17 protein-coding genes and 2 riboswitches are annotated in these 23,781 nt (G+C 53.1%); of the genes, 10 read left to right on the forward strand and 7 right to left on the reverse strand.

Annotation, left to right across the window (positions count from 1 at the left end):
• The first annotated feature begins 44 nt into the window (after positions 1 to 44).
• The 4 genes from NNL21_RS24345 (at position 45) to NNL21_RS24360 (ending at position 4,490) form a co-directional block, all read left to right on the forward strand.
• A complete protein-coding gene (locus NNL21_RS24345; protein ID WP_256555452.1) occupies positions 45 to 815 on the forward strand; it encodes an ABC transporter ATP-binding protein in 771 nt (256 codons plus the stop codon).
• Positions 790 to 2,772, forward strand: coding sequence for an FtsX-like permease family protein (locus NNL21_RS24350; RefSeq protein ID WP_204820949.1), 1,983 nt, complete (start codon positions 790 to 792; stop codon positions 2,770 to 2,772). Before NNL21_RS24345 ends, NNL21_RS24350 begins: the two co-directional genes overlap by 26 nt.
• A gap of 23 nt (positions 2,773 to 2,795) precedes the next feature.
• Positions 2,796 to 3,656 carry an undecaprenyl-diphosphate phosphatase gene (locus NNL21_RS24355; RefSeq protein ID WP_204820948.1) on the forward strand — a complete coding sequence of 287 codons (861 nt, stop codon included), beginning with the start codon at positions 2,796 to 2,798 and terminating at the stop codon, positions 3,654 to 3,656.
• Positions 3,657 to 3,800: 144 nt separating this feature from the next.
• Complete coding sequence (locus tag NNL21_RS24360) at positions 3,801 to 4,490, forward strand: GOLPH3/VPS74 family protein (RefSeq protein WP_204820947.1); 690 nt, start codon at positions 3,801 to 3,803, stop codon at positions 4,488 to 4,490.
• Positions 4,491 to 4,622: 132 nt separating this feature from the next.
• Here the strand turns inward: NNL21_RS24360 and NNL21_RS24365 are convergent, their stop codons facing one another.
• The gene (locus NNL21_RS24365) at positions 4,623 to 4,925 is read right to left on the reverse strand and encodes a Dabb family protein (protein WP_204820946.1); all 303 of its coding nucleotides are present in this window, start codon (positions 4,923 to 4,925) and stop codon (positions 4,623 to 4,625) included.
• 118 nt (positions 4,926 to 5,043) lie between these two features.
• On the opposite strand from NNL21_RS24365, the gene NNL21_RS24370 reads away from it, so the two are divergent.
• Positions 5,044 to 5,475 (forward strand): universal stress protein, encoded by a 432-nt coding sequence (locus NNL21_RS24370; protein WP_204820945.1) that lies wholly within the window; start codon positions 5,044 to 5,046, stop codon positions 5,473 to 5,475.
• Between the two features lie 85 nt (positions 5,476 to 5,560).
• Here the strand turns inward: NNL21_RS24370 and NNL21_RS24375 are convergent, their stop codons facing one another.
• Positions 5,561 to 6,019 carry a DUF4395 domain-containing protein gene (locus tag NNL21_RS24375; RefSeq protein ID WP_204820944.1) on the reverse strand — a complete coding sequence of 153 codons (459 nt, stop codon included), beginning with the start codon at positions 6,017 to 6,019 and terminating at the stop codon, positions 5,561 to 5,563.
• Positions 6,020 to 6,323: 304 nt separating this feature from the next.
• Here NNL21_RS24375 and NNL21_RS24380 point away from each other — a divergent pair, with 304 nt between their 5' ends.
• Positions 6,324 to 7,175 carry a phytanoyl-CoA dioxygenase family protein gene (locus NNL21_RS24380; RefSeq protein ID WP_204820943.1) on the forward strand — a complete coding sequence of 284 codons (852 nt, stop codon included), beginning with the start codon at positions 6,324 to 6,326 and terminating at the stop codon, positions 7,173 to 7,175.
• A gap of 104 nt (positions 7,176 to 7,279) precedes the next feature.
• Here NNL21_RS24380 and NNL21_RS24385 read toward each other — a convergent pair whose 3' ends face one another.
• Positions 7,280 to 8,476, reverse strand: a complete 1,197-nt coding sequence (locus NNL21_RS24385) for an MFS transporter (protein WP_204820942.1) — start codon at positions 8,474 to 8,476, stop codon at positions 7,280 to 7,282.
• Between the two features lie 249 nt (positions 8,477 to 8,725).
• Positions 8,726 to 8,810, forward strand: a riboswitch (cyclic di-GMP riboswitch).
• Positions 8,811 to 9,147: 337 nt separating this feature from the next.
• Here NNL21_RS24385 and NNL21_RS24390 point away from each other — a divergent pair.
• Both NNL21_RS24390 and NNL21_RS24395 read left to right on the forward strand, forming a co-directional pair.
• Complete coding sequence (locus tag NNL21_RS24390) at positions 9,148 to 11,181, forward strand: bifunctional diguanylate cyclase/phosphodiesterase (protein WP_204820941.1); 2,034 nt, start codon at positions 9,148 to 9,150, stop codon at positions 11,179 to 11,181.
• A 218-nt stretch (positions 11,182 to 11,399) separates the two neighbouring features.
• On the forward strand, positions 11,400 to 11,996 hold the full coding sequence (locus tag NNL21_RS24395) for a hypothetical protein (protein WP_204820940.1): 597 nt from the start codon (positions 11,400 to 11,402) through the stop codon (positions 11,994 to 11,996).
• A gap of 143 nt (positions 11,997 to 12,139) precedes the next feature.
• Here NNL21_RS24395 and NNL21_RS24400 read toward each other — a convergent pair whose 3' ends face one another.
• Positions 12,140 to 16,714, reverse strand: coding sequence for a DEAD/DEAH box helicase (locus tag NNL21_RS24400; protein WP_204820939.1), 4,575 nt, complete (start codon positions 16,712 to 16,714; stop codon positions 12,140 to 12,142).
• 346 nt (positions 16,715 to 17,060) lie between these two features.
• On the opposite strand from NNL21_RS24400, the gene NNL21_RS24405 reads away from it, so the two are divergent.
• A complete protein-coding gene (locus tag NNL21_RS24405; protein WP_204820938.1) occupies positions 17,061 to 17,486 on the forward strand; it encodes a hypothetical protein in 426 nt (141 codons plus the stop codon).
• 302 nt (positions 17,487 to 17,788) lie between these two features.
• Here NNL21_RS24405 and NNL21_RS24410 read toward each other — a convergent pair whose 3' ends face one another.
• The 3 genes from NNL21_RS24410 to NNL21_RS24420 all read right to left on the reverse strand — a co-directional run bounded on the left by NNL21_RS24410 (position 17,789) and on the right by NNL21_RS24420 (position 21,743).
• Positions 17,789 to 18,289: a C40 family peptidase gene (locus NNL21_RS24410; RefSeq protein ID WP_256555448.1), complete on the reverse strand. Its 501-nt coding sequence runs from the start codon at positions 18,287 to 18,289 to the stop codon at positions 17,789 to 17,791.
• Between the two features lie 4 nt (positions 18,290 to 18,293).
• Positions 18,294 to 18,446: riboswitch (cyclic di-AMP (ydaO/yuaA leader) on the reverse strand.
• 336 nt (positions 18,447 to 18,782) lie between these two features.
• The gene (locus tag NNL21_RS24415) at positions 18,783 to 19,598 is read right to left on the reverse strand and encodes a hypothetical protein (RefSeq protein WP_204820937.1); all 816 of its coding nucleotides are present in this window, start codon (positions 19,596 to 19,598) and stop codon (positions 18,783 to 18,785) included.
• Positions 19,599 to 19,739: 141 nt separating this feature from the next.
• A complete protein-coding gene (locus tag NNL21_RS24420) occupies positions 19,740 to 21,743 on the reverse strand; it encodes a M1 family metallopeptidase (RefSeq protein WP_204820936.1) in 2,004 nt (667 codons plus the stop codon).
• 216 nt (positions 21,744 to 21,959) lie between these two features.
• Here NNL21_RS24420 and NNL21_RS24425 point away from each other — a divergent pair, with 216 nt between their 5' ends.
• On the forward strand, positions 21,960 to 22,505 hold the full coding sequence (locus NNL21_RS24425) for a YwhD family protein (RefSeq protein WP_204820935.1): 546 nt from the start codon (positions 21,960 to 21,962) through the stop codon (positions 22,503 to 22,505).
• Positions 22,506 to 23,781: the final 1,276 nt, after the last annotated feature.

Consider the following 23,781-nt stretch of genomic DNA (forward strand, 5'->3'; position numbering starts at 1 on the left):
CTATCTATAATGAAACTTGCATGAAGTCTAAGGAGTTGTTATTCCTGTCTATCTTAGATGTCATCGATTTATCCAAAATATACGAAGGCAAGCTGTCTTACAAGGCGTTGGATAATATCCGATTCTCTATCGAACGGGGAGAATTTGTAGGCATCATGGGTCCTTCCGGAAGCGGGAAGACGACGCTGCTGAATGTGATTGCAACGATCGATGAACCCACATCCGGTGAAATTCATGTGAACGGGAGCAATCCGCACACGCTGAGCAAGCAAGAGATGGCGTTGTTCCGCCGGCATGAGCTGGGATTCGTGTTTCAGCATTTCAACCTGCTGGATACGCTGACCGTAGAGGAGAATATTGTCCTGCCGTTAACGCTGGATGGCGTATCCGTCCAAGAGATGGAACGCAGGCTGGAGCAGGTGACGGTCAAGCTCGGCATCGGGGAGATCCGGCAGAAGCGAACGTATGAAATTTCCGGCGGCCAAATGCAGCGGACGGCAATTGCCCGGGCGATCATTCATGAGCCCGCTCTTATTCTAGCGGACGAACCGACTGGAAACCTGGATTCCAAGGCGTCGAACGACGTGATGGAAACGCTCGCGGCTATTAATGAGCAGATGGGGACGACGGCGCTCATGGTCACCCATGATGCAGTGGCGGCAAGCTTCTGCCATCGCGTGATCTTCATCAAGGACGGCAAATTCTATAACGAAATTTACAGGGGCAACAGCCGGCAGGTGTTCTTCCAGAAAATCATTGATATGCTGTCCCTGTTAGGGGGAAGCGACCTTGACTTTTCGTCAGTTCGTTTATAGGAATGTCACTCGCAATAAACGCATATATGTCGCTTATTTTTTGAGCAGCGCCTTCTCGGTTATGATTTTTTTCGTGTGCGCGTTATTTATTTTTAATCCGGATGTGCAAAGCGGGCTGTTCTATGACATCGTCTTACAGGCGATGGGGGCGGCGGAATTCATTATGTACGTGTTTTCGTTCTTTTTCGTGCTGTACTCCGTCAGCTCGTTTCTTAGGTCGCGACAGCGGGAGTTTGGTATTCTGCTCCTGCACGGAATGACGAAACGTCAGCTCAATGTGATGGTGTTCCTTGAAAATATGCTGATCGGGGTCGGGGCAATCGTAACCGGAATGGTCGCGGGGATGCTGACAGGCAAGCTGTTCCTGATGATCGGCTCCAGCTTTCTTGGCATTCCGCCGCTATCCTTTCACATATCGTGGGAAGCCCCTTTGCTGACAATCGGATCGTTCGCGCTGTTGTTCTTCATCATCTCGATCTGTACGTCTGCGCTCATCCGGACCAATCGGCTGATTGAGCTGTTTCAAGCAGGGCAGAAGCCGAAGACTGAGCCCCGTGTCAGCCTGTTCGTGTCACTGCTGGCCGCCGTTCTTCTGCTCGGGAGCTATGCGCTTGCGGCAACCGCCTCAGCGGCCACGGTCACACCGCGCATGTTTCCCGTCATCGCGATGACGGTTATCGGCACCTATTTCTTTTATAGGCAATTAAGCGTCTATATAGTAAAGGGGATGCAGAGGAGCCGGTTGTTCTTCTGGAGGAATACGAATCTCGTCACCATCTCGAGCTTGGCGTACCGGCTGAAGGATCATGCGCGGATGTTTTTCATGGTCACGATCATCTCAACGGTATCCTTCTGCTCCGTCGGTGTATTGACGTCCATCAACACGCTGCTAAAGCAGTATAGCGACGATTACCCAGCTGCAGTCGGCTATATGGCCAAGGGTGGGAGCGGGGATGCGAAGCGTCATCTCGAAGGAATTGAAGAAGAGCTGAAGGACCATGGTTTGGTTTTTCAGAAGCTGAGCTTTCCCGTCAAATATCTTCATGTGGCCTCCGTCATCGGAAGCGACAGCAAGCCTGTCGCGAAGACCGTTAAGATGGAGCAGCTGGCGCTCATCCCGTTCTCTTCCTATAAGGAGGCGGTTGTCCGAGCGGGTCACACCTTCACTGAACGCCCATTGACTGATGATGAAGCACTTATTATGCTGGGCTCGTTAAAGGACAAGCCGATGCTGGGTGTTCGGGAGCATGTGACTTATAGGTCGGAGGAAGCTCAGCTTCAGGTCCGGGAGATCGGCATTACCAAGTATGTCCCGATTCCGAATCACTTACTGCGCGAGATTGACGAGGGCTTTAGCGGGGTCGTCGTCAGCGATCAGCTGTTCGATCAGTTGGATTCTCCGGTTAGAACCGATCAATATACCGGTTACTACGTCAACGACTTCAACCAAACGATCGGAATGGCGAAGAATCTTGCCGGCGAGGGCGGCCGGACCAAATATGAAGCGGATCAATCCTATGCCATCACGGTAAGCGGTACGCTGATATCCCGGCAGAAGGGGCTGTACAACTCGATGCTGTTCGTCGGGCTGCTCGTCGGCACCGTATTCTTCATCGCGGCGGGGAGCTTTCTCTACTTTCGGCTTTATGCCGATCTGGATTATGACAGGCGCCAGTACATGACGCTGGCGAAGGTGGGGCTAACCGACAAGGAATTGAAACGGATTGTGACCAGGCAGCTGCTGCTGCTGTTCTTTGTCCCCATCGGCGTTGCGATGGTGCACAGCGTATTCGCATTTACGGCTCTGCAGCGATTCCTCTACATATCGATCGCGGCGGATATGGGAATGGTGTTGATCAGCTTTTTGGTTGCGCAGGTGTTCTATTTCTACTTCATTCGCAACCGTTATTTACGGAACCTGAAGAAGATCTTTAAGCATGGACATGGAATCAGATAGAGGAGAAGGAGAAACCGAACATTATGGATTTTATGGATTTAGTCAAAGCATTTATTCTAGGTCTTGTAGAAGGGCTTACCGAATTCGCACCCGTGTCATCTACGGGACACATGGTCATTGTCGATGACATGTGGCTGCAATCCGAGCAGTTTCTGACGAAATATGTAGCGAATACGTTCAAAGTCGTCATTCAGCTTGGCTCCATTCTGGCCGTTGTCATTCTATTCCGCAATCGGTTCATCGACCTGCTCGGGCTTGGACGTCTGCGGCGCGGGCAGAAGGGTGACGGCGCCCATGAAGCGCCAGGAGCGCCGGCGAAGGGTCGCCTGAAGCTGAGTCAAGTGATCGTCGGATTGATTCCGGCCGGCGTATTCGGACTGCTGTTCGAGGATTACATCGACGAACATCTCTTCTCTACCTCGACCGTATTGATCGGGCTTGTGATCGGCGCTGTCTTTATGATTCTGGCCGACCTGTTCCGTCCGAAGAAGCTGAAGGTCGAGACTGTGGACCAGATCACGTACAAGCAAGCGTTCTCGGTGGGTCTCATTCAATGCTTCTCCTTATGGCCCGGATTCTCCCGGTCAGGGTCGACCATCTCCGGCGGTGTCCTGCTCGGCATGAGCCATCGCGCGGCGGCGGATTTCACTTTCATTATGGCGGTTCCAATCATGGCTGGCGCGAGCGGCATTTCCCTGCTGAAGAACTGGGAATACTTCACGTTGGATTCACTGCCGTTCTTTATTGTGGGTTTCCTTAGCGCCTTCGTATTTGCACTGGTATCGATCCGTTTCTTCCTGAAGCTGATCAATCGGATTAAGCTTGTGCCGTTTGCCATCTATCGTATTTTACTGGCCGTTGTGGTCTATATCGTTTATTTCTAAGAACGTGTGGCTGGGTCCTGGCGCAGTAATGTGCATGGGACCCGGCCTTTTTCATTTGGTGAGAGGAATTTTTATGTAAATAGGGTGTTGCCGGCGCGGAAGGCGTTTAAGTAGTACATAAGACAGATTGCAGGAGTGAGTACCATGCAGAACGATTACGGGCTTGCACAGGAATTTGCCATCGTTGCATCGGATTCGCCTCCACGCTATAGGCATGCTTTATCTCGCAACTACCTGGAGCTATACACGGTTGGCGCAGCAATTATCGAATTGGTTCTGGAAGGGTATATCCATTGGGGTGAGAAGGGGTACTTGGAGGCGGCTGTGGATGGATCTTCGACGGGCAGTAAGGGGAAAGATCTGCTGGTGGAGGAAATTGGGGCCGCCCGCAGACCCAAGATGCTGAAAGGCTGGATTGGTCATTATTACAATCGTGCTTCCAAACGGAGAATTGTATTCGAGATGCTGGTGGAAACGGCATTGGAAGAAGGCGCGATTCACACGGAGACGTACAAATTGCTGCGTATGCTGCCTGTGACGAAGTATGTCGCATCGAGGGAAGAGAAGGACCGCATCGTTCGGCTGCTGCGGGAGGGCTTGCTGGAGCAGGGCGCGGTCAATGAACGGACTGCCGCGCTGGCTATGCTGCTGGATACCGCCAAGCTGCTGAAGCACTACTTCTCTAATTACGAGCAGCAGAAGCTGAAGGGCAGTCTGGAGCGGGTGCAGGCGAAGCAAAGCGATGAGTGGCAGAGAATCGGGCAAATAAGAAAAGCGATTCAAGAGATTGAGTCCTCGACCTCGTTTGTCGTTCCTCAACGACTTGAGGGATAGAGTATCGAATAAGCGAGTGAGGCATTCCTATAGGAAAATGTGATAGGAAAGCGAATGACGACCGGATTGCTCCGGAGGCATTCGCTTTTTTGTTTATACTAGTCAGTTCTGCTAGCGCTATTGTCTGACGGATTAGTTCTTGTAATCGATTTCCAAGAATCGGTCGACCTCGGCTGTCCAACGCTCTTGCACAAACTTTATATGCAGCGGGTGGTCGTTATAGGCCTCATAGTCCGATTGGCTCGCGAATTCCATGGCGAAGCCGTGATCATAGTCATTCTTGGGGCTGACCTGCCGGTAGACGCGAAAGTTATTCACCACCGGGATGGAGGCTAGAATAGCTTGTCCATCCTCGAGAAACCGGCGCTCCTCCTCAGAGCCCTTGCCATGCTTTAAGTTGAAAATGACCGAGTGCAGAATCCATTCCTGTGACATTACTTATCACTCCTTCACATAAAATACGAAAATCGCTCGTTTCGTCTAATGATTAATCGGGTAATATAGAGGTGTACTAGATATAGAATCATAATGTTATAGACGGGGAGTGTTCGTCATGTTATTTGCTCATGTAGTCGTTGCTTTCGACGGATCTGTTCAAGCATGGAAGGCGCTGGAGTATGCAGTCAAGCTGGTCGAGACGGAGCAGGCAGGGAAGCTGTCGGTTATCCATGTGTACAGTCTGCCTTATGTGGCGGTTGCCGATGCGATGGTAACGGCATCAGCTCCGGTACAGAAGGAGCTCTACGACAAGTCGGAGGCCTTACTTGCTGAAGCCGGACGTAAGGTGGCTCATCTTCCTTTTGCGCATGTTGAGCTTCTAGAAGGCAGCCCTGCACAGTCGATCCTGAATTATGCGGAACAGAATGATTGCAGCCTCATCGTGATCGGAAGCCGCGGTCTCGGCGGGATTCGTGAGTTCATGATGGGCAGCGTCAGCCATAATGTCATCCAGCATTCCACTATACCGGTATTGATTACGAAATAAATCATGATGCTCTGAGTGAAGGAGCTTCTTGAATATTCCATAAGGCTCTATCTGTCCTGAAAGGGACGGATGGAGCCTTATGTCGTTAGGCGCGGTTCCGTGTATGCCGGTATTGAAGCCAACGGTAGCGGATGATGCAGCCTACGCAAAATCCGAGCAGTGCCCCCAAGCTGGCAGCAGCCGGAAGAATGGTGAACAGGTAGAAGCCCAGCTCCCATCCGGCAAAGGCGCTTACAAGGGCTGCTGCCAGCATCGCGGCCTTCAGCAGTTGGTTAAACCTCAATTGGGCTTTATCTTCCGGCACGTAAGCAGAAGCAGGCTTGCGCAAGAAGGTCTTCGCAGCAGCGATAACGGGATTCCAGCCGATTGCGGCTCCAAGCCCGGAAGCCACCAGTGGAACGGCGGCAAACCAAATGATCCCTGTCATCCAGCTCATCGTCAGAAAGACCAGGGTAAAGATGATATTGGTCCGGACAAGAGGCCGTGGAACAGTCGGAATGCTAGTCGGTTCCAAAGCGTGTGAGTCTGAAGTGGAGGCTCTCATGGAACATCCCCTCTCCTATGAAAGTGAGCGCTCCTTCTATTATAATGCACAAAAGTATCTATGAACGGTTACACGAAGAAATTATTCAGCGCTGCCCAAGAAGGGAAAGATACAACCCGATCGAACAAAATGTATTTCTCTTTTCTGGAGGGTGGCAATGAGCTTCAAGTAGGACTGGGCCCGCCAGCGGTAAAATGTATGTTTGCTCCCTGCTAATTGGATCGGAAGACAACCATTGCTATTTGGGCGATAACGCGCTAAACTGAGAACGTTTACATTTTTTCTCAATAGAGGAGGAGATTCGATGCCGGTCCCATATGAAGTCGATTTCTCACAATATCAACTTAGCGAGGAACAAAAGTTTTTGTTTGACCTGAAAGGTTACATCGTCATTCCGAACGTATTATCCGCCGAGCAGATTGAAGCGATTCGTGAGCAAGTATTAGGTGACATGGAGCGGAAGGAGAATCGCACCGCTGTCGAGCAGAAGGCGGGAATCGTGCAGGGTTCGTCCGTACCGGGCGGAGCGGCTGAAGCCATCTTGAAAAGTCCTGTCGTGAAGGGAACGCTCAAGGAGTTGATCGGTTCGGATTTCAGGCTGGATCATGTCTTCACCGTGAAACGCGAGAAGGGGCAGGGAGACCATCTGGGTCCTCACCAAGGCGGGCCGATGCGCAGTCCGCATTTCCATTATCACTACACGGAAGGCCAAGCTTATGCGGGGTTAACCCGAATGGTTGTCGAGCTTAATGATGTCGGCTTGAATGATGGTGGCACGATGTTTCTTTCGGGGAGCCATAAGTCCAACATGAAGGTGCCGAAATCGCTCAGTGCGAAGAAGGATCAATATGGTGCTCCGTTCGAAGGCTATGAAGCGCCAGCCGGCTCAATCGTATTCTTCAGTGAGAATACATGCCATGTCGGACCGGTGTGGCAAAATCCGGACCATCCGCGCATCTCGATCTTGTTCGCGTTCTGCAACATCGGCATGCGCTGGCACAGGCACAGCAACGTCTCGCAAGAAGTCATCGACGGCTTGAGCGCAGAAGGCCGCTGGTATTTCCGCGACATCTGGCCGTGGGACAACCACGGCGGTAACGGTGGCCGCAACCTCGTAATCGTCGAGGACGATGGCAGCTTGACAGTCTCTCCCTAATTCATAGCATACATGGAAAAGAAGCCGCGTGAACAATGAAGAAGAGCCGTCCGGTATACCAAGGACGGCTCTTCTTCGTGTGCTTGAGGAAGTCTCATCATGGATTATGCGGCAGCGGGCCTTGCTGCCGGTTTCTTGCTCCGCGCAGCAGCTGCAGCTGCGATCATGACCAGGAAGAGAAGCAGCGCGCAGCCCGTGAATAACCATCGCGTGGCTTCCGGACCGAAATCGTCCATAAACCAGCCGGTCGCTTTAGGTACGAGCGCGCCCCCGATCCCGCCTGCGGCCATCAACAGGCTAGTTGTCCGCTCGGTCTGACCAGGAATCGCGCGATTCGTAAAGACGAGTGCGATGGCAAACATACCGGACATGAACAAACCTGTTCCGAAGGTTAGAATGAAGGTTGCAGCTGCGCCGGTAAGGAGCCCCATCACGCTGAACAGAACTGCGGTTACTGCGCAGACGAGCAGCAGATACGCGGCCCCGCCGAAACGGTCGGCCATTTGGCCGGCCACGAGTCTGCCGAGCACCATAGCGCCCCAGAATAAGCTGAGTGCCAGCGTAGCCGATGATTCCGAGAGTCCATTGCTTCCAACGAGGATCGAGGGTAAGTAATGGATGAAGCTCATTTCCAGGCCGACGTATAGGGCGAAGAAGGCGATACCCGCCATCAACACCGGCAGATAACGGCGGCTGCCTCCCGCGGTCACAGCAGGGGCGGCATCGTCATGGCTGCCGGAATCCTCAGATGGTTGATCAAGCAGTGTCGGCCAGTAAAATACCCATAGAAGAAGCGCGCCGACGGCAAGAAGTCCGACAATGCCGAATGTCATTCTCCAGTACCCGGCTGCGATCAACAATGCGCCGGCGAACGGCATAAGCAGCGCGCCTATCCCGAAGAATACTTCAACGCGACTCATTGCAACGTTGGCATTCTTGCCGGTGGATCCAATAATGAAGGAGCCGACGACCGATTCCGTGGTGCCAAGGCCAAATCCGGCAAGCGGAGCAATGGCCAGCATGATCGTCCATGGAGGCAGCATCACATAGACGGCCTCGGCTGCGATTGTGATCCCAATAACCGTTAAGAGTACTGCTTTTTTGCCGAATTTGCGAATGAGCCACGGGGTTAACAGCATGCCGGTCATGCCGCCCAGAAATTGATGCATGACGAGCTGTCCGCCATCGCTATATTGCACGCCGTAAGCGTGAATCATCGGTTCCATTACGGCGCCGATTACAAGCTGCCCCAGCCCAACGACTAAATAAGCGAAGCATCCCAAAAAAACAAGCCGGGTCATGATGCGAGAATCTCCCTTCGAGTCCAATGTTCTGTACTACAATACCATGCTTATCTCCGATTTGATATGTGAAAATACGTCAGATGGCTAAGAGGACATGGTATTCATGGTCATTATCTTAGCAGCCAGCTGGTTGGGGCAGATCTAACGAGTCTCAGGGGTAATAATAAATTCTTGATGAAATTATTTTTGTTATGACATAATTCGACAACATTATTGTTTTTTCCAAGCTATAATGCTTGAGGAAGAGATAGACTGGGATACGATGATGCATGTTCCGTTACTTGGGCACCAGGGACATGAGGAGTAAGTGGTGCAACCGACCCATTCGCATAGTTGCGATACGGGTCTCTTTTTTATTTGCAGGTGGCGGGAAGTTTGCCGAAAATCTTAGGCTTTTGGAGCAGGGGAGCCTACGATGGGGATGGATGGCATGACGTGGGTATTATTGCCTGCTCATGTGTATCGATGCCTTCTGCTGCCTGGAGATTTAGTAATAACTGCGCGGGATGAAAGCCATTCATAATCCGTCGAGAATGATTTGCGTTAAAGGGACTAATTACCTATTTTATGTCGGAAATAATCGATATAGGACTTCTTTTCAATTGGCAATTGACTTATAATGAGTTGTACTGCCAGCGACTACTATATTTCGTAAAGAAGGTTTGCTTATGAATCACCTGCAGGGACATTATGACGGCATGATTGTACTGCTTTCCGTTCTCATTGCGGTGGCCGCTTCTTACTCTGCGCTCAACTTGGCAGGCAAGATTTCTCACGTTAAGGGGAGGAGCCGCACCATTTGGTTGTTCGTTGGCTCCTTTGTCATGGGGATTGGCGTATGGTCGATGCATTTTGTAGGTATGCTTGCCTTTCACTTGGGCATGGCCGTTCAATATCATATCCCCATCACATTAGTTTCCATGGTTGCTAGCATAAGTGCCTCGTTCGTTGCATTCCGGGTAACGTCCACGCCGGATGCAGGCGTCCGGCAGATCGTGCCGGCAGGTTTATATATGGGCAGCGGAATCGTTGCGATGCATTACATAGGTATGGCCGCAATCCGCAAGCCAATTGTTCTTCATTATAATATACTCTACTGTGCATTATCCGTTATTGTGGCGCTGGCTGCTTCCTACGCGGCACTTTTCTTATTTCTGAAACTCCGCAATACGTTCGGGTTTAGTAAGCTAAAGCTGCTTTGTGCGGTATTGATGGGAGCTGCTATATGCGGGATGCATTACACCGGAATGCTGGCGACCGAATTTAGTCTGGAAGCCTCCGCGTCCCCATCAGGGAATGAAATTATGGACAATTCCCAATCCATCCTGCTGATCGGGGTGGCCATAGCTACCTTCGTCATGCTGGGCATTTCATGGGGGGTCGTCTTCTTTGACCGAACTGTGCTTGAGAGAATGGCGTATAATGATGCGCTGACAGGCCTATTGAACCGGCATCAGCTGGTGCGTTATTTTGAAACATCGTATCCGGCGAAGGATAGCGGGTTTCTCTTATTTATCGATCTTGATCGGTTTAAGACGATTAACGATACGCTGGGGCATGATGCGGGCGATCTGTTTATTAAAGAAGTAGCTTCCCGAATCAAGCAAACCACGTCAGGTGATGATACGGTATTCCGGCTCGGCGGAGATGAGTTTCTCGTAGCTTCGGCAAGAGGCAAAAGGAAGGAAGCGGCGGAGCTGGCAGAGCGGCTCATTGCCGTTATTAAGCAGCCGTATTCCGTATTGGGGAATGAAATCTATATGACGGCCAGCATTGGCATCAGCTTGGCGCCCGAGCATGGGGTGACCCGGACAGCACTGCTGAAGGCGGCCGATATGGCGATGTATCGCGCGAAGAGTCTGGGCAAGAATCAGTACCAGCTGTTCGATGAGGAGATCGACCGGGCGTATGTCAGAAAGATGGAGCTCGAACGGGATCTGCGTAAGGCGCTGGCGAACAATGAGCTCATTATCTATTATCAGCCGAAGTGGGATTCCCAGCATGATTGCGTCGGGGGCATGGAGGCGCTGCTTCGGTGGCAGCATCCCCGTCTTGGTCTGATTTCCCCCGTAGAGTTCATTCCCATTGCGGAAGAGACGGGGCTGATTGTATCGATGACCCGTTGGATGCTGCGTGAGGTCTGCTTGCAGAACCGCACCTGGCAGCAGCGGGGTTTGGTCCATGTATGCGTCTCCGTCAATATGTCGATTCGGGTATTCGAGAGCGGCATGCTAAGAGAGATGGTTGCCGACGCGCTAGAGTTCTCCCAGTTAGCGCCGCAGGATTTGGAGCTGGAGATTACCGAATCGATTGCCATGTATGACATGCAGGATACGATTAATCAATTGCAGCATCTCAAGGCGCTGGGCGTTCGGGTATCGATGGATGATTTCGGCACGGGCTATTCGTCACTGGGCAGCCTGGACGAGATGCCAATCGATGCGCTCAAGATCGACCAAATGTTCATCCGCCAAAGCACCCTGCCTTCCAAGCGGGCGATAATCAGCACCATCATCGCCATCGCTAACCACTTGAACCTGGAGGTCGTAGCCGAGGGCGTTGAGACAGAGGAACAAATCGGATTTCTGCAGTCGCGCGGCTGTCGAGTGATGCAAGGGTTTTACTATGGCAAGCCCATGGATGCCCAAGCGATCGAAGGATGGATTGCGGCGACGAAGAGAGAGCGGTCACAAACAAGTTAAACGTCAGGCGGTTATATAGGAAAGGGAACACCTGAGAAGGATGTTCCCTTTCTATCGGCCTTTTTCGACAAAAAATGGTAGAAAATATAAAAATACGATAGCAGCGGCGTATTAAACTATGGTAGAATTTTCGATAGATAAGTACAAAAAGGATGGGTTATATGCGAAAAAAGAGGTTGTTGTTGCTTACATTGACCGTGCTAGCAGGCCTTATACCTATGAGTATAGCAGGGGCGACTGGTGACCCTTGCGAAGGCGAGACGAGTCAAGCTAGTCCTAAGCCGATTTCCGGCTCCATCGACGGCAATCAAATCTATATCGAGTTCAGCAACATGATGGTTGAAGGCGAATATGAATATCAAGAAATAAATCCAGAGAATATTCAAATTACGGATTTGTCGAATTCGAGCATAAGGGTTGAAAGCGCCTATTTAGAATCGAGTACACTGGTGATCTCCGTGCTGCTCGATGAGGAGTTACCGCCAGAGGGTTCCGAACTGGATCCTCCGGTCGATGAACCATCTGGTTCCGTATGGGATGAGGTAACTGGTATAGAAGTTGCGATTGCGGAAGGTACCTTTCATTCCTATTCCTGTGAAGTACCAGTCGAACAAATCGATCAATATCGAATTTTGACGGAGCGCGGGAAAGAAGATTTACGCAACCTTCTGCATCCGAGTGAAGAAGGCGATGTTTCCTTGAGCGATGTCATCCGTTTTCTGTGGAGTGCTGACCGGCCGTCGAATATTATCGGTACACCGGGGATTAATGCGGCCGATGCGAGGTATCTGATGTCATTAACTGCTGGTTGGTAACGCAGAGAAGTAACGGTAAGGTGCAATTGGTGATTGACGATAAACATACAATGACGTGCGGAGAGCAGTTCTCCGGCACGTCATTTTTGTTATCGATCTGATTCGGATCGTCATCGATATTCATGATAGGTCAACGCAGCCGGTTACTGCAGCTGGCTGGGCCAGAGCACGAGCGAGCGGTTATCGCGTTCCGCGCCCAGCGCCCGAAGCGGGGCGGCAGCGGCAGACTCCGTAATATCCTCGCCATTCCAGCGATCGATTTTGATTTTGCTTAATGCCTGACGGCGCATAATGATCCGGAACATTTGCTTCAAGATGGCAGGCTCTGCAAGCGCGCCCGGATCGGTTTCTGTGCCGGTGGGGGTGTCAGTTCCAGACTGCAGGCTCGCATCCTGAGAGGGGGTGCCCCCGGCAGGGATTTCCACGACCTTGCGGCCGTTATTCTCGAGCCAGTATCGCCAGCGCCCGTGAGACATTACCAGATAATTGCCGCCTTTGCGGGCGAAGCCTGCTCCTTGGACAACCGGCCAGTCTGCGGTAAGTCCGAATGGGTTGGCCGGATCGACGGCAGATAGAACCGTGAGATCATCCTCGTGGTCCAGCCCCATGAGCGGCTGATGGACCGAGGCGATGAGCTCGCGACGTGCGAATTGCAACGCGGGCACGCCTTGAACGAGCAGTCCGCGAGTGACAACGCCCCAGTGCTCCAACTGCCGAAGCACGGGCAGCAGCTCATCCCAGCTGAACGGGGAGGTCTGCGCGACAAGCTCCTTGGATACGATGCCGCAGCTGTCCAGCAGATGCTGCGTCCAATGAAGCGCTGATTCGGAGAAGTCCGTCCCTGCTGCAGAAATAACCGGCTGCACGGCCTCCTCGCCGTCGCTTGCAGAGGAGGGTGGAAGGCTCATATCCGTTGTTTCCGTCAACGAGCCCGTCCAGTACCAGCGCCCCTGGCCGGAGCCGGTCTTGGCGAGCCGTTTGCCCTTTGTTTGAAGCTGCAGCCGCAGCGGGGCGAATTGATCATTGGAGACATGTCCTTCCCAGACTAAATCGATTAAATCCGCCAGCAGCTCGGAAGGTATCTTTCCGGTATCCCGGCTAAGCCTTGTCAGGAAGCTTGCACCGCCGTCTCGCAGCAGGGCGAGCAGCTCTGGGTGCTTGGTCGCTGGGACGAGACCGGCGCGCTGATTCACATAAGGTGCATACAGCGGCTTGGATTCGGCGAGGAAGAAGGCAATTTTGCCCTCTTTCTCGCCATCTTCTTTCTTGCCGATCCAGACGATTTCACCCGAGGCGCACAGCAGATCCAGCTCATCCTTCCGATAGGCGGTCACGCGTGCCGGGAAAATAATCGATTCCCAGTGAGAAGCCGGGAGGAAGAATCCTTGCAAACGGCCAATCACGGTTCGCAAGCCATCGATCCCGCTTAGCTGCGTGCCGGGCAGAACATGCTGGAGCAGGGCCATCTGGGAGCACCAGCGGACGGGATCGACCGGATCGGCCTGCTTGCGGGCTTCTTCCAGGGTGAGACGAATAAGCCGCTTGGCCACGCTGCGGCTGGTCCAGATCCGCTCGTGCTCGGTAGCGGCAAAGGGAGCCTGTTCGATTCGGTCAAGGGCAAGCAGGCTGTCGATGACAAGCCGGGCTTGTTCCGCTGACAAGGCGTATCGTTGACGCAGATCGTCGTCGGTGAAGGAGAGTCGGTGCTCGGCATAGCGTCCTGCTACGAAGGCAATGGCGCTTTCCGTATCGGGGAAGTCTTCGTACATCTCCAGCTCTTCTGTACAAATCCAGCGAACGCCGTCCGCGCTATTGTCGAATGAATAGGAGGTAATGCGGGCCTGACCCTCCAGCTGTTCCAGCCAATAGCTGATTTCTGTACCCCCGGCCAGCTTGCTGAGCTCCTTCGTCGTTAGGTCACCGCGCTTCTTAAGAAGGGCGAAGAGCTCCTCGGCGGTAGCCGGAATGAGTGCAGGGCTATCCAGCCTCTCCTCCTCGGATCTGATAATGCCAGGATCGACGGAGTTCTGCACGGCTTCCGCGCCGAACAGCTCGCCAGCGAGCGACTTGCTTACGCTGAGCAGCTGCAGCCGGGTTGCATCGTTAAAGCCATCTCCCTCATAAATCTGCGTATTGACGTAATCCGCGAGAAACTGGATCGCAAACGGGGAGGGGCTGTTCGTTTCTTTGACAACGATCTCAATATGGCCCTCCGCGATGTTCTCCAACAGCTGCTTCAATCCATTCGTATCCATATAGACGTGCAGACTTTCCCGCATGGCCTCTTGTAAATATGGAAAATGCTCCGCATACGGCAGCGCATGCTTCAGCAGCTCTTCACTGCGAAGCCGCTTTTGCCACATTGGCGTGCGCGTGAAGCTGCGCGAGAGCAGGAGCGATGTCTCAGCAATTCGGCGAAAGGAAATACCGAGCATAGGCGAGCCCGATATGGCTTCCGCCAGAAGCGGCTCAACGCTTGCGGGTGTAATATGCCACAATGTCCGCAGCCAGGAGGCATCCCATTCAGGCAGCACCAGCTCGATGCCGTTGTCCTTGGCATTGCCATACATTCGATAGGGAAGCAGCTTCTCGAACTGGCGCTCGATCGCGAGCAGCCACGTCCGGTTCAGGCGCCGGCCGAACGGATTATGGATAATGATCCGTTGTTGATTGGTCAGATCGCGGTAATGCTCGATCAAGATGCGCTTGTCGGTAGGTAATCCCAGCGCTTTATGCTGCGCGTAGATGAGCTCAATCAGCTCGGAAGCCGAGGCCGAGTCGAGTCCGTAATCTGTATCGAGCCAGCGGATCACAGCATCCTTTCGCTCCCGCTCGGCCTCCGTCTCAGCGGCGGATGCTTCGGCTGAGCCCGGCAGGAACCGTTGATCCAGCGCCAGCCGCTCCGTCAGCTGCCCGAGAAAATGTCCAAGCTGAATTCCCAGCTCGACACGTCTGCCGCCGGGCTCATTATTCCAGAAAGGAATTTCACTGAAGCGGTTCGGCGCTTCCTTCACATAGACACGGTCCTGCTCGATGCGGCTGATCATCCAGGAAGTCGTTCCCAATTGGAAGACGTCGCCGGCACGGCTTTCATGGATATAATCTTCATCGAGCTCGCCCAGATGAACACGGCTGTCCGCATGATGGACGGGATACGCCGAGGATTGCGGGATTGTACCCACGCCGGTTATCGCCGCTACGGACGTGTTAGCCCGCTTGCTGAGCATGTCCCGATCGCGATTCCAGTCGATGAGCGGCCGCGCGAACGGATAGAAGCCGGCAAGCACCTTAAGGATTGCGTCCAACTGAGCGCGCGTGTAATTGCGATAGCATTCACTCCCGGCGATCAGCTCCAGCAATGCGCGGACGGTTATATTCTCCGCAGCCACAATGGCGGTGATCTGCTGGGATAGCACATCGATCGGCTGATCCGGCAGCCGGATTTCCTCGATATCCCGCCTTGCGATGTTGCGGCAGAGGACGGCTGCCTCGGGAAGCTGTCCGCGGCTGCGCAGAACAATAAACCCGCGGCTGACATCGCCTACGGCATGCCCCGCCCGGCCGATGCGCTGGATCCCGGACGCGGCATCCATAGGCGGATCGACCTGCAGCACGAGGTCGACATGGCCAACATCGATGCCGAGCTCCAGCGAAGAGGTGGCAACGAGGCAGCGGAGCTCTCCGTTTTTCAGCATGCCTTCTACCTCTAATCTGCGCTCGCGCGCCAAGCTGCCATGATGGGCACGCGCGAATTCGAAGCCGGTTTGCTCATTCAGCCGGAGCACCAGCCGTTCGCACAGCCTGCGGCTGTTAACGAACAGCAGCACCGACCGTGCTCCTGTCATCAGCTGCAGCAGCCGTTCGACGATCGGGACCCACACCCCTTCACGGGACTTGGCGGGCTGACTGAAGTCGGGCATGGTGACCCGCACCTGCATCGTCTTCACCATGGTGCTCTCAACGATTGTGACTGGTCGTGGATGATAGCCAAGCGGATGCGATGTGCTGCCCATCTGGGTTGAAGAAGGATCCCAGCCGCCCAAGAAGCGGGCCACCCGCTCGAGCGGCTTCTGCGTCGCGGAGACGCCTATGCGCTGAATCGGCTGTGAACACCATGCAGATAGCCGTTCCAAGGTAAGGGAAAGATGAGCGCCGCGCTTGTCGCCGGCGATTCCATGGATTTCATCGACGATGACCGTCCACACGGTTTGCAGCATCGCGCGGCCCTTCTCTGAGGTCAGCATGAGATAGAGCGATTCAGGCGTTGTGACCAGTACATCCGGCGGTCGACGCAGCATTTTTGCTCGTTCGCTCGCAGGGGTATCCCCCGTTCGAACAGCAGTGCGTATGCCCATCCAGACGGGACCGTCCGAAGCCGTCTCGGTGGCAGCATACCGTTCAATCGCCTCCATAAAGCCTGTCAGATGATGCTGGATATCGTTGTTCAGTGCTTTTAGCGGTGTCACATAGAGAATACGCACCCCCGGCTTCCAGCCGGAACGGGAAGAGGCTTTGGCTTTGGCCAGCTTGTCCAGACAGGGCAGCAATGCCGCGAGCGTCTTGCCGGAACCGGTCGGTGCCGCAATGAGCGTATGCTGATCAGAGAGGATGGAAGCCCATGCCTGCAGCTGGACGTCTGTCGGCTCCCCGAACGTTTGGGCGAACCAGCCGGCGAGAATGGGATGGAACACGGAGAGAGCAGGTGAGTGCTGGGACAAGAGACATCGGCTCCTTTGCAGAATTGTGATTTGTGAACAGGGTGTATGAGCGCATATAGACGGCCTTTGATTTTCGTGAAAGGTTAAGAAGCGATCCCTCCTGCAGAACAAGGGCTGTCCATATAATTGGTAAATATGCCAGGGATATTATGGTTTCATTATACCTCTTTTTGATCGGGTTCAAATTTATAAGTTTCATGCATACAACCTTCCATAAGGGTAAGGGGGAGAAACGGGATTCTCGTCCAAAGGTCGGCGCGGGCTGTTTCTTTTAGGTCAGTTTGCGAGTCAGCGCTCATATGTATAGGGATAACATCATGGCTGCAGCGCAGCGGGAGGTTACGAGATGGGGAAATGGCGGAATAGTCTGGAAGAACGTTGGAAAGAGTGGGTGCAGGTGGAGGACGCGGTGAGTCAGACGCTTGCCGGACGCAGTGTTCTCCGCGTGGCAGGGGCGCGGACTCCGCGGCTTTTGACGCCTGCGACGAAGGCTGTGCGCGTGACCGAGCTGAGTCAAGTAGACGGTACGTATGAAGCAGGACTCGCCTGCTTCTGTATCGGAGAGCTGCCGAGCGAAGAGCGCCCTGTCTTTCTGGCCGCTTGGCACAAACGGCTGGGCGAAGGTGCGACTGCCGTAATCGCCGACCGGCGCAGCGAGGGCTGCGAATCGGCTATCGAGCTGCATGAGATATTCGCTCCGGTCGCTACACAGCTAGATGTCAAGATGGGTCGCACGTTCTGGTGGGTGAGATACAGGGTGCGCGGCCGATGATCTTCGATTAGCTGCCGTCCCTGCACACAGCGGCTTCTTCGCCGCCATGGAGCAGTCTTTTATACGCGGCGATTTTCAAGGCAACAACCGCATTGGGGCGAGGCTGGTGAATCGCGGCGCCTCTTAATGGCATCAAAGGCACGAAGGTTGTTTGAACGCAAGTCTTTACGGTGTATATAGAAGTACAGGCCTAGCACTCCCAATACAACAAAGCCGCAGGGCTCGTCATGAACGACAAATCACTGCGGCTTTATTGTGTATCTCGACATCGTGACGGATGCCGATTCACATCTCTCGATTCATTAATCAACTTCAACACCGTCGACAGCCTCGTCAGACGGTTCATCGGCAAATTTCTCGTACGTTGCAGTGCTCATTACGCGGCGGGCAGTAACATACCGCTTCTCATAATAAGTATCACTGAGGCCGCTAATCGTTACGCCTTTGCTGGAGGATGCGTGTGCGAACTTGCCGTCTCCAACATAGATGCCGACATGCGAGATACCTTTACCGCTCGTATTGAAGAATACGAGATCGCCGGCGATCAGGTCGCTCTTCGCGACTTTTTTGCCGAGCTTGGATTGGGAGGAGGATGCGTGCGGAATCGAGACGCCGAGTTTCTTGAACACGTACATCGTGAATCCGGAGCAATCGAATCCCTTGGTAGTTGTACCGCCGTAGTTGTACGGCGTGCCGATTACGTCGCTGATGACTTCATCCATTTTGGAGTCTGCGAAAACGCTTCCAGCTTGGAACGTCAACAGAAGTGCGAGACCAATCAGCAGAGCGGAAACCTTTTTCAAAGATAGAAACCCCTTCCAATGCCTACGAGGTTAGCTGTGGGGTTCGGTTGAAGGTCTCCCTATGATCACCTCGGGCATCCGCGAAGACGGCTGCCGGGATCAATTCACCCAGAGTGGTTCCCCCGTTTCCCTTGCGGGAATTCGGCAAAAATTTCATTCTCGCTATTTATTCGATGATTTTCTTCCTTTCCCTTCTAAGTTCACAATTTGTTCACACATTAGAATTCTAAGAGTGCAACTTTTCCGCAACTTGCTCGTACAAGGGCTAAATTTCATGCAAAAAACCCGAAAGTGCCTCCATCACGATAGGAGCTGCTTCGGGTTAATTGACGTTTCGTTTAAAATTAGCCATTTTTTCTACGGGGTTTGGATGTTAATGGAGGTCATTCGCGAGAATGCGATGGAGCTGTGCCACGAATATCGACAAACGATGACGCAAAAAGGCTGAGCATCACCCTTCCGCTCAGCCGTTTGTTTATTTTGTTTAGAAGAATTAGACCTGCTTAGACTGCCACACATCATACTGCGATGCGACTGTCCATACTTTGATGATCGTGCGTATGAGATGATAGCTTTGATTTAAGATAAGGGCCAGCAAGCCTGCCCATAGCATGGAGGCGGAGGCGATCGTTAGGCCGGCCAGCATAGCGATAGCCCACATCACAATAGATATTCCCACGAAGGGGAAGAGATGCCGAAACGCGCTCCACAATGCGCGCATTGAGCCGCTGCCGGATACGGCACCGAATTGCATGGCAAGAAAGAGCAGGTGGAGCAGCAGCGCCCATGCGATCCAGCCTCCCGCCCAAGGCGCGGTATGCTGCAGAAGCTCGGTCATGGAATTGCTGGAGAGAAGGATATCCAGCGCCCTGGGAAGCAGCCAGATGGCGGGTGCTAACGTGAAGAGTGTTTCAATAAAGTAGAGCAGCGCAATTGGTTTCCAAGCCGAGCGGATCCCGTGCAGAAATTTAGTGCCGCCTTCATCGGTTGTATGGTGGAGCGAATACAGCAGACCGGCGTTAATGAAGGGGGTCAAGAGGATTCGTCCTGCCAACAAGCCGCCGAACAGCCATAAATAAGGACGCACGATGTCGGTTTTAATCAGCTGGAACTGTGCCTCCGTCAAGAACATCTGCACGGCGTTGTCCACGCCAAGCGTATCGGGGTAGCGTCTGAGCAGCGGGATGAGGATGGATTCGATTGTTCGATATAAGAAAAAGCCCCACAGCAGCTCATAGACAAACAGCATAATAATGATATAAAAATGCTTCATCGTTCGATGCCAGCCTTGCTTCATATGGCTTCTCATGCGAGCGCCTCCTTTCATTCCTGCTCATTTCGAGGCCAATGGCGGCCAATTGCCTGCTGTATGTCTCGTAAAGACCAAGGAGCGGGGCGGGACCAGGCGATCCCGCGTTAACCCTAAGTTCTTCTAGGCGAATTAGGCGATTTACCATGCCAGTGACGTAAACAAGCCTTCAATTAACTTAGAGACCGCAATGCTCCAACGTGTGCGGGTTTTCTCCGGGAGGTCTGCCTTCATAAAGTTGTTAATGTGCTTGTTGTCCAACACATTGGTATTTTGCGGATCGATAGCCGCCCAGACGAGTGGAGAGGCATGCACCATTTTGAACTGAATATGGGTTTCATGGCCGTCCCACATCTTCGGCAATGTCGTCCCATCCGCAAATTGGAAGACGATCGGCACCGGTCCGTTGGTTCCGCCGCGTTTCTTAATCAGCACGATGGATTCGTACTGCTTCGTTCCACTTGCTTCCACCGGCTGAACGTGGATGGATTCTACCGCGTAATCGGCCATTTCTTTGCCGTACACGAATTGACTGAAGTATTCATTCCACTTGGTTCGCGTTACTTGCTCGACGACTCGCTGGAAGTCCGCCGTAGAGGGATGCTTGAACTTATACTTTTGAAAATAGGTTCGCAGAATCTTCCGCATGGTCGGTGCGCCGACCTGCTTCTCGATTCCGACGAGCACCAGCTTGGCACGCATGTACACATTTTCCGCATAATGATTATGGTTGTCGTAAGACCACGATAATTGCTTGAGCGGCGCGGGGGCGGTCATATAGCTGGCCTCTGCCGGCAGGTTGGGCTCCACACCATACTCGCTGGCCATCACTTTGTCCTCTGCATAGGAAGTGAACCCCTCGTCGAGCCATGCCTCCTCGAATTCATTGGTCGCGACCATGCCGTACCAATATTGATGGCCGATCTCATGCACGACCGTGCGCTCCAGTTCGTAGCCTGGGTTTTCGTTCTCCGCTGAGAATGCCGTGACGAGCGTGGGATATTCCATTCCGCCTGCACCATTGCCGCCTTTGGGCGGTACGACAATGGAGAGCGTCGAATACGGGTATGACCCGTACCATTCCGCATATTTGGCAAGCGCTGACTTGGCGGCATGCAGATAGCGGTCCTTCAGGTCGGCATGAAGCGGATCGAGATAGAGCTTGATACGTACTCCGGGTACCCCATCCGTGGAGAAGGGCTCCTCGGCATAGAGGAAATTAGGAGAAGCCGACCAGCCGAAGTCATGCACGTCGTCCGCGTAGAACTGATACGTTTTGCGGTCGTTGGTGACGGTAGTCGGTTTGGTCTGGAAGCCGGTTGCCGCAACCTTGTAGGAGGCGGGAACGTTTATTTTGACGCTGTAGATGCCAAAATCGCTATAAAACTCTGAATTGCCATGATACTGGTGTACATTCCAGCCTTCTGTTGACCGTCCTCGCGTGCCGGCCGTCTCATAAACGGCAAGCTTCGGGAACCATTGTCCCGCCATCACGAAGTCGCCGGCATAGCCCATACGGGCAAAGACTTCGGGCAGCTTCACTTCAAACTTCATTCGCAGCGTCACGCTCGCCCCCGTTGGAACGGGTTCGGGTAAGCGGAGCTTGGCCAGCGTCTGGTCGTTCATATTGCCGTCGTCGGGCTGGACGTAATGAAGCCGGGGCAGGAGACTCTCACCTTCCGTTGTCTCGAACGTATGAATGCGCATGGAGCCGGTGCTCGCCAGCGTTGCTTTATCGTTTCTCAGCTGGCCGCCGGATTCGCGCATGAACGTCGAGTCCTTCGATTGAAAGGCATTCGGATAGAGGTGAAAATAGAGCTCGGACACCGGATTTTGACCCGGGTTTGTCCAAGTTACGGTCTGCTCGCCGTGCAGCGTCTTGGTTTCCTCATTAAGTTGAACGTCGATATGGTATTCGACGACTCGCTTACTGAGCTCCACGGGCTTGGGCTGCATGACGGAGTCCGGCTCGGCTGTGGACTGGGGGGCGGGCTTCGCTCGCTGGGCAGTATTGGCTTTCGTCGGTGCGAAAGCATAGGTGTATTGCGAAACCCAGGCATCCCCGAATCCTTCCCGGGCCGTCACGCCGAGCAGGACGGCTACGAGCACAAAGAGCAACAAACGTTTGATGTGACGTGGCGTCATTGAACGATTCCCTCCCGTTGACAAGCATCTACAGCATGTATATGTTTGCTTTTCGCGGATTATTAGCTAAAATGGAATTAAAGTGCGGACAGGCAAAAAAGCTGCACAGGACGCGGATTTTGGCTTCCTCGAGAGGCTGAGCCGCAGCTTTGAAGCGACGAGGCCGCACCTGTACGAGGCAGGCGGTTTAATATAGCGGAAGGTGGGAACAGGAATATGAGCGAGCACGAACAAGGACAAGGGCAGACGCCGGAGAATGCGGCGGGAGAGCCGAAGAAGGAGAAGAAGCAGCTCTCGTTGAACGTTGTAAGTCATAAAGAACACAAGGGCTTCGGAGCGGGAACGATTGATCTCAGCCAGGTGGCTTGTGTGATTATCGATAATGGCGAAGCTTACATTGACGTAGGCGCCATGCATGCAAAGAGCAAGGTGGAGCGCCGCATCCGGTTTAGCACCAACAAGGAGGATGTACCGAACGGCCGGCTTTGTTGGGTCGTATGGGTAGCTGTTGACCGTAATGAAGGGGGCTCCTACTATGCCGGAGCGACGGCGTGTCCGATGCTGATTGATACGGAGGAGAGGAAGGGCTGGAAGATTCTCGCCCAGCACGTGAACAATCTCGATTATGCGATCAAACGCCGCTATGTTCTGGATGAGCTTAGCGTTGAAGAAAAGACAGCGCTGCGCAAGCTGCTCGTTGAACATAATGCGGAATGGTGGGACCATTCGCCGGATGCGTTGAAGCAGGCGCTTAACGTCTAACCCTTCTTGACATCATGGTTCGTGCCATAGGCAATGCTCGGGGGATATCATTAGTCTGTTGAACGGGACTAGCGAGTTTCTGGAATAGCCCGAGGGAATGAGAGCAGTCCGGCCTAATCTTGTCGTTATCCTTGCGTTAAGTAAAGAGGCGGATGGATGTCCGGGCTCGTGAAGTTTCTGGAATCATCGATATAGCCTTCTATATCCTTTATTAGGGATGTAGAAGGCTTTTTTGATATGGATGATTAGCTGCATGCGCCTCTTCAATTTAGGGGATCACGCGGAGAAAAAAGGGGGGAGGACAGGGAGCGGATTATGTCAGAGTCCTATTAGGCGGTGTGGGCTGCTTGTTAATGTCATGTGATGGGCCGCCGCCCACGCAGCTCTGCATGGATAAGTTAGAAGCCTGCGGGTGGCTCGCATGTGGGTAAGCTGAGATACTTAGTTTCTTGGTTACATATGCTCGAGAGTATGATGGTTGAAGGTGAAGCTTCTTTTGTGTAAGCCTTGTATAGGAATAGCGAGAAGTTCCGTTGGCATCATAAGTAATCAATCTTGTTAATATTCAGTTGTATGAACAAGGTGTGACTGTACTGCCTCGGCATCAGTTTGCAATGGGGGCATTACGTAGGCGAAATGGTTGGGATTTACAACATATAACCCACACTGCCCGGCAACGGCGGGCCAATGCCGTAACGCCCAAAAACGGAGTTACAGCCGGTCAGGTTGTTGAAGCGAGCAACTGTAAGGCCGAATTTTACCTTTACAGCACCCGAACCAATGCCTGATGACGTCAATTTATAGCTGTAATGCCCAAAAACGGAGTTACAGCCGGTCAGGCTGTTGAAGCGAGCAACTGAAAGGCCGAATATTACCGTTACAGCACTCGAACCAATGCCTGGAGACGTCAATCACTAGCTGTAACGCCCAAAAACGGAGTTACAGCGGCTCAGGTTGATGAAGCGAGCAACTGTAAGGCCAGATTTTACCCTTACAGCACCTGAACCAATGCCTGGAGACGTCAATCACTAGCTGTAACGCCCAAAAACGGAGTTACAGCGGCTCAGGTTGATGAAGCGAGCAACTGTAAGGCCAGATTTTACCCTTACAGCACCTGAACCAATGCCTGGAGACGTCAATCACTAGCTGTAACGCCCAAAAACGGAGTTACAGCGGCTCAGGTTGATGAAGCGAGCAACTGTAAGGCCAGATTCGGTTTAACCCCCTAATTTTGGACACTAACCACGCTCATACTACCGAAATTACATCATAGCGC

The organism is Paenibacillus mendelii, assembly GCF_024498075.1.
Lineage (GTDB): Bacteria > Bacillota > Bacilli > Paenibacillales > Paenibacillaceae > Paenibacillus_Z > Paenibacillus_Z mendelii.

Coding starts and splice junctions, on each gene's coding strand:
- NNL21_RS24365 (WP_204820946.1), bottom strand. CDS start 4,925: ATGTCACAGGAATGGATTCTGCACTCGGTCATTTTCAACTTAAAGCAT.
- NNL21_RS24370 (WP_204820945.1), top strand. CDS start 5,044: ATGTTATTTGCTCATGTAGTCGTTGCTTTCGACGGATCTGTTCAAGCA.
- NNL21_RS24415 (WP_204820937.1), bottom strand. CDS start 19,598: ATGAGAAGCCATATGAAGCAAGGCTGGCATCGAACGATGAAGCATTTT.
- NNL21_RS24360 (WP_204820947.1), top strand. CDS start 3,801: ATGCAGAACGATTACGGGCTTGCACAGGAATTTGCCATCGTTGCATCG.
- NNL21_RS24390 (WP_204820941.1), top strand. CDS start 9,148: ATGAATCACCTGCAGGGACATTATGACGGCATGATTGTACTGCTTTCC.
- NNL21_RS24420 (WP_204820936.1), bottom strand. CDS start 21,743: ATGACGCCACGTCACATCAAACGTTTGTTGCTCTTTGTGCTCGTAGCC.
- NNL21_RS24375 (WP_204820944.1), bottom strand. CDS start 6,019: ATGAGAGCCTCCACTTCAGACTCACACGCTTTGGAACCGACTAGCATT.
- NNL21_RS24380 (WP_204820943.1), top strand. CDS start 6,324: ATGCCGGTCCCATATGAAGTCGATTTCTCACAATATCAACTTAGCGAG.
- NNL21_RS24395 (WP_204820940.1), top strand. CDS start 11,400: ATGAGTATAGCAGGGGCGACTGGTGACCCTTGCGAAGGCGAGACGAGT.
- NNL21_RS24405 (WP_204820938.1), top strand. CDS start 17,061: ATGGGGAAATGGCGGAATAGTCTGGAAGAACGTTGGAAAGAGTGGGTG.
- NNL21_RS24355 (WP_204820948.1), top strand. CDS start 2,796: ATGGATTTTATGGATTTAGTCAAAGCATTTATTCTAGGTCTTGTAGAA.
- NNL21_RS24425 (WP_204820935.1), top strand. CDS start 21,960: ATGAGCGAGCACGAACAAGGACAAGGGCAGACGCCGGAGAATGCGGCG.
- NNL21_RS24385 (WP_204820942.1), bottom strand. CDS start 8,476: ATGACCCGGCTTGTTTTTTTGGGATGCTTCGCTTATTTAGTCGTTGGG.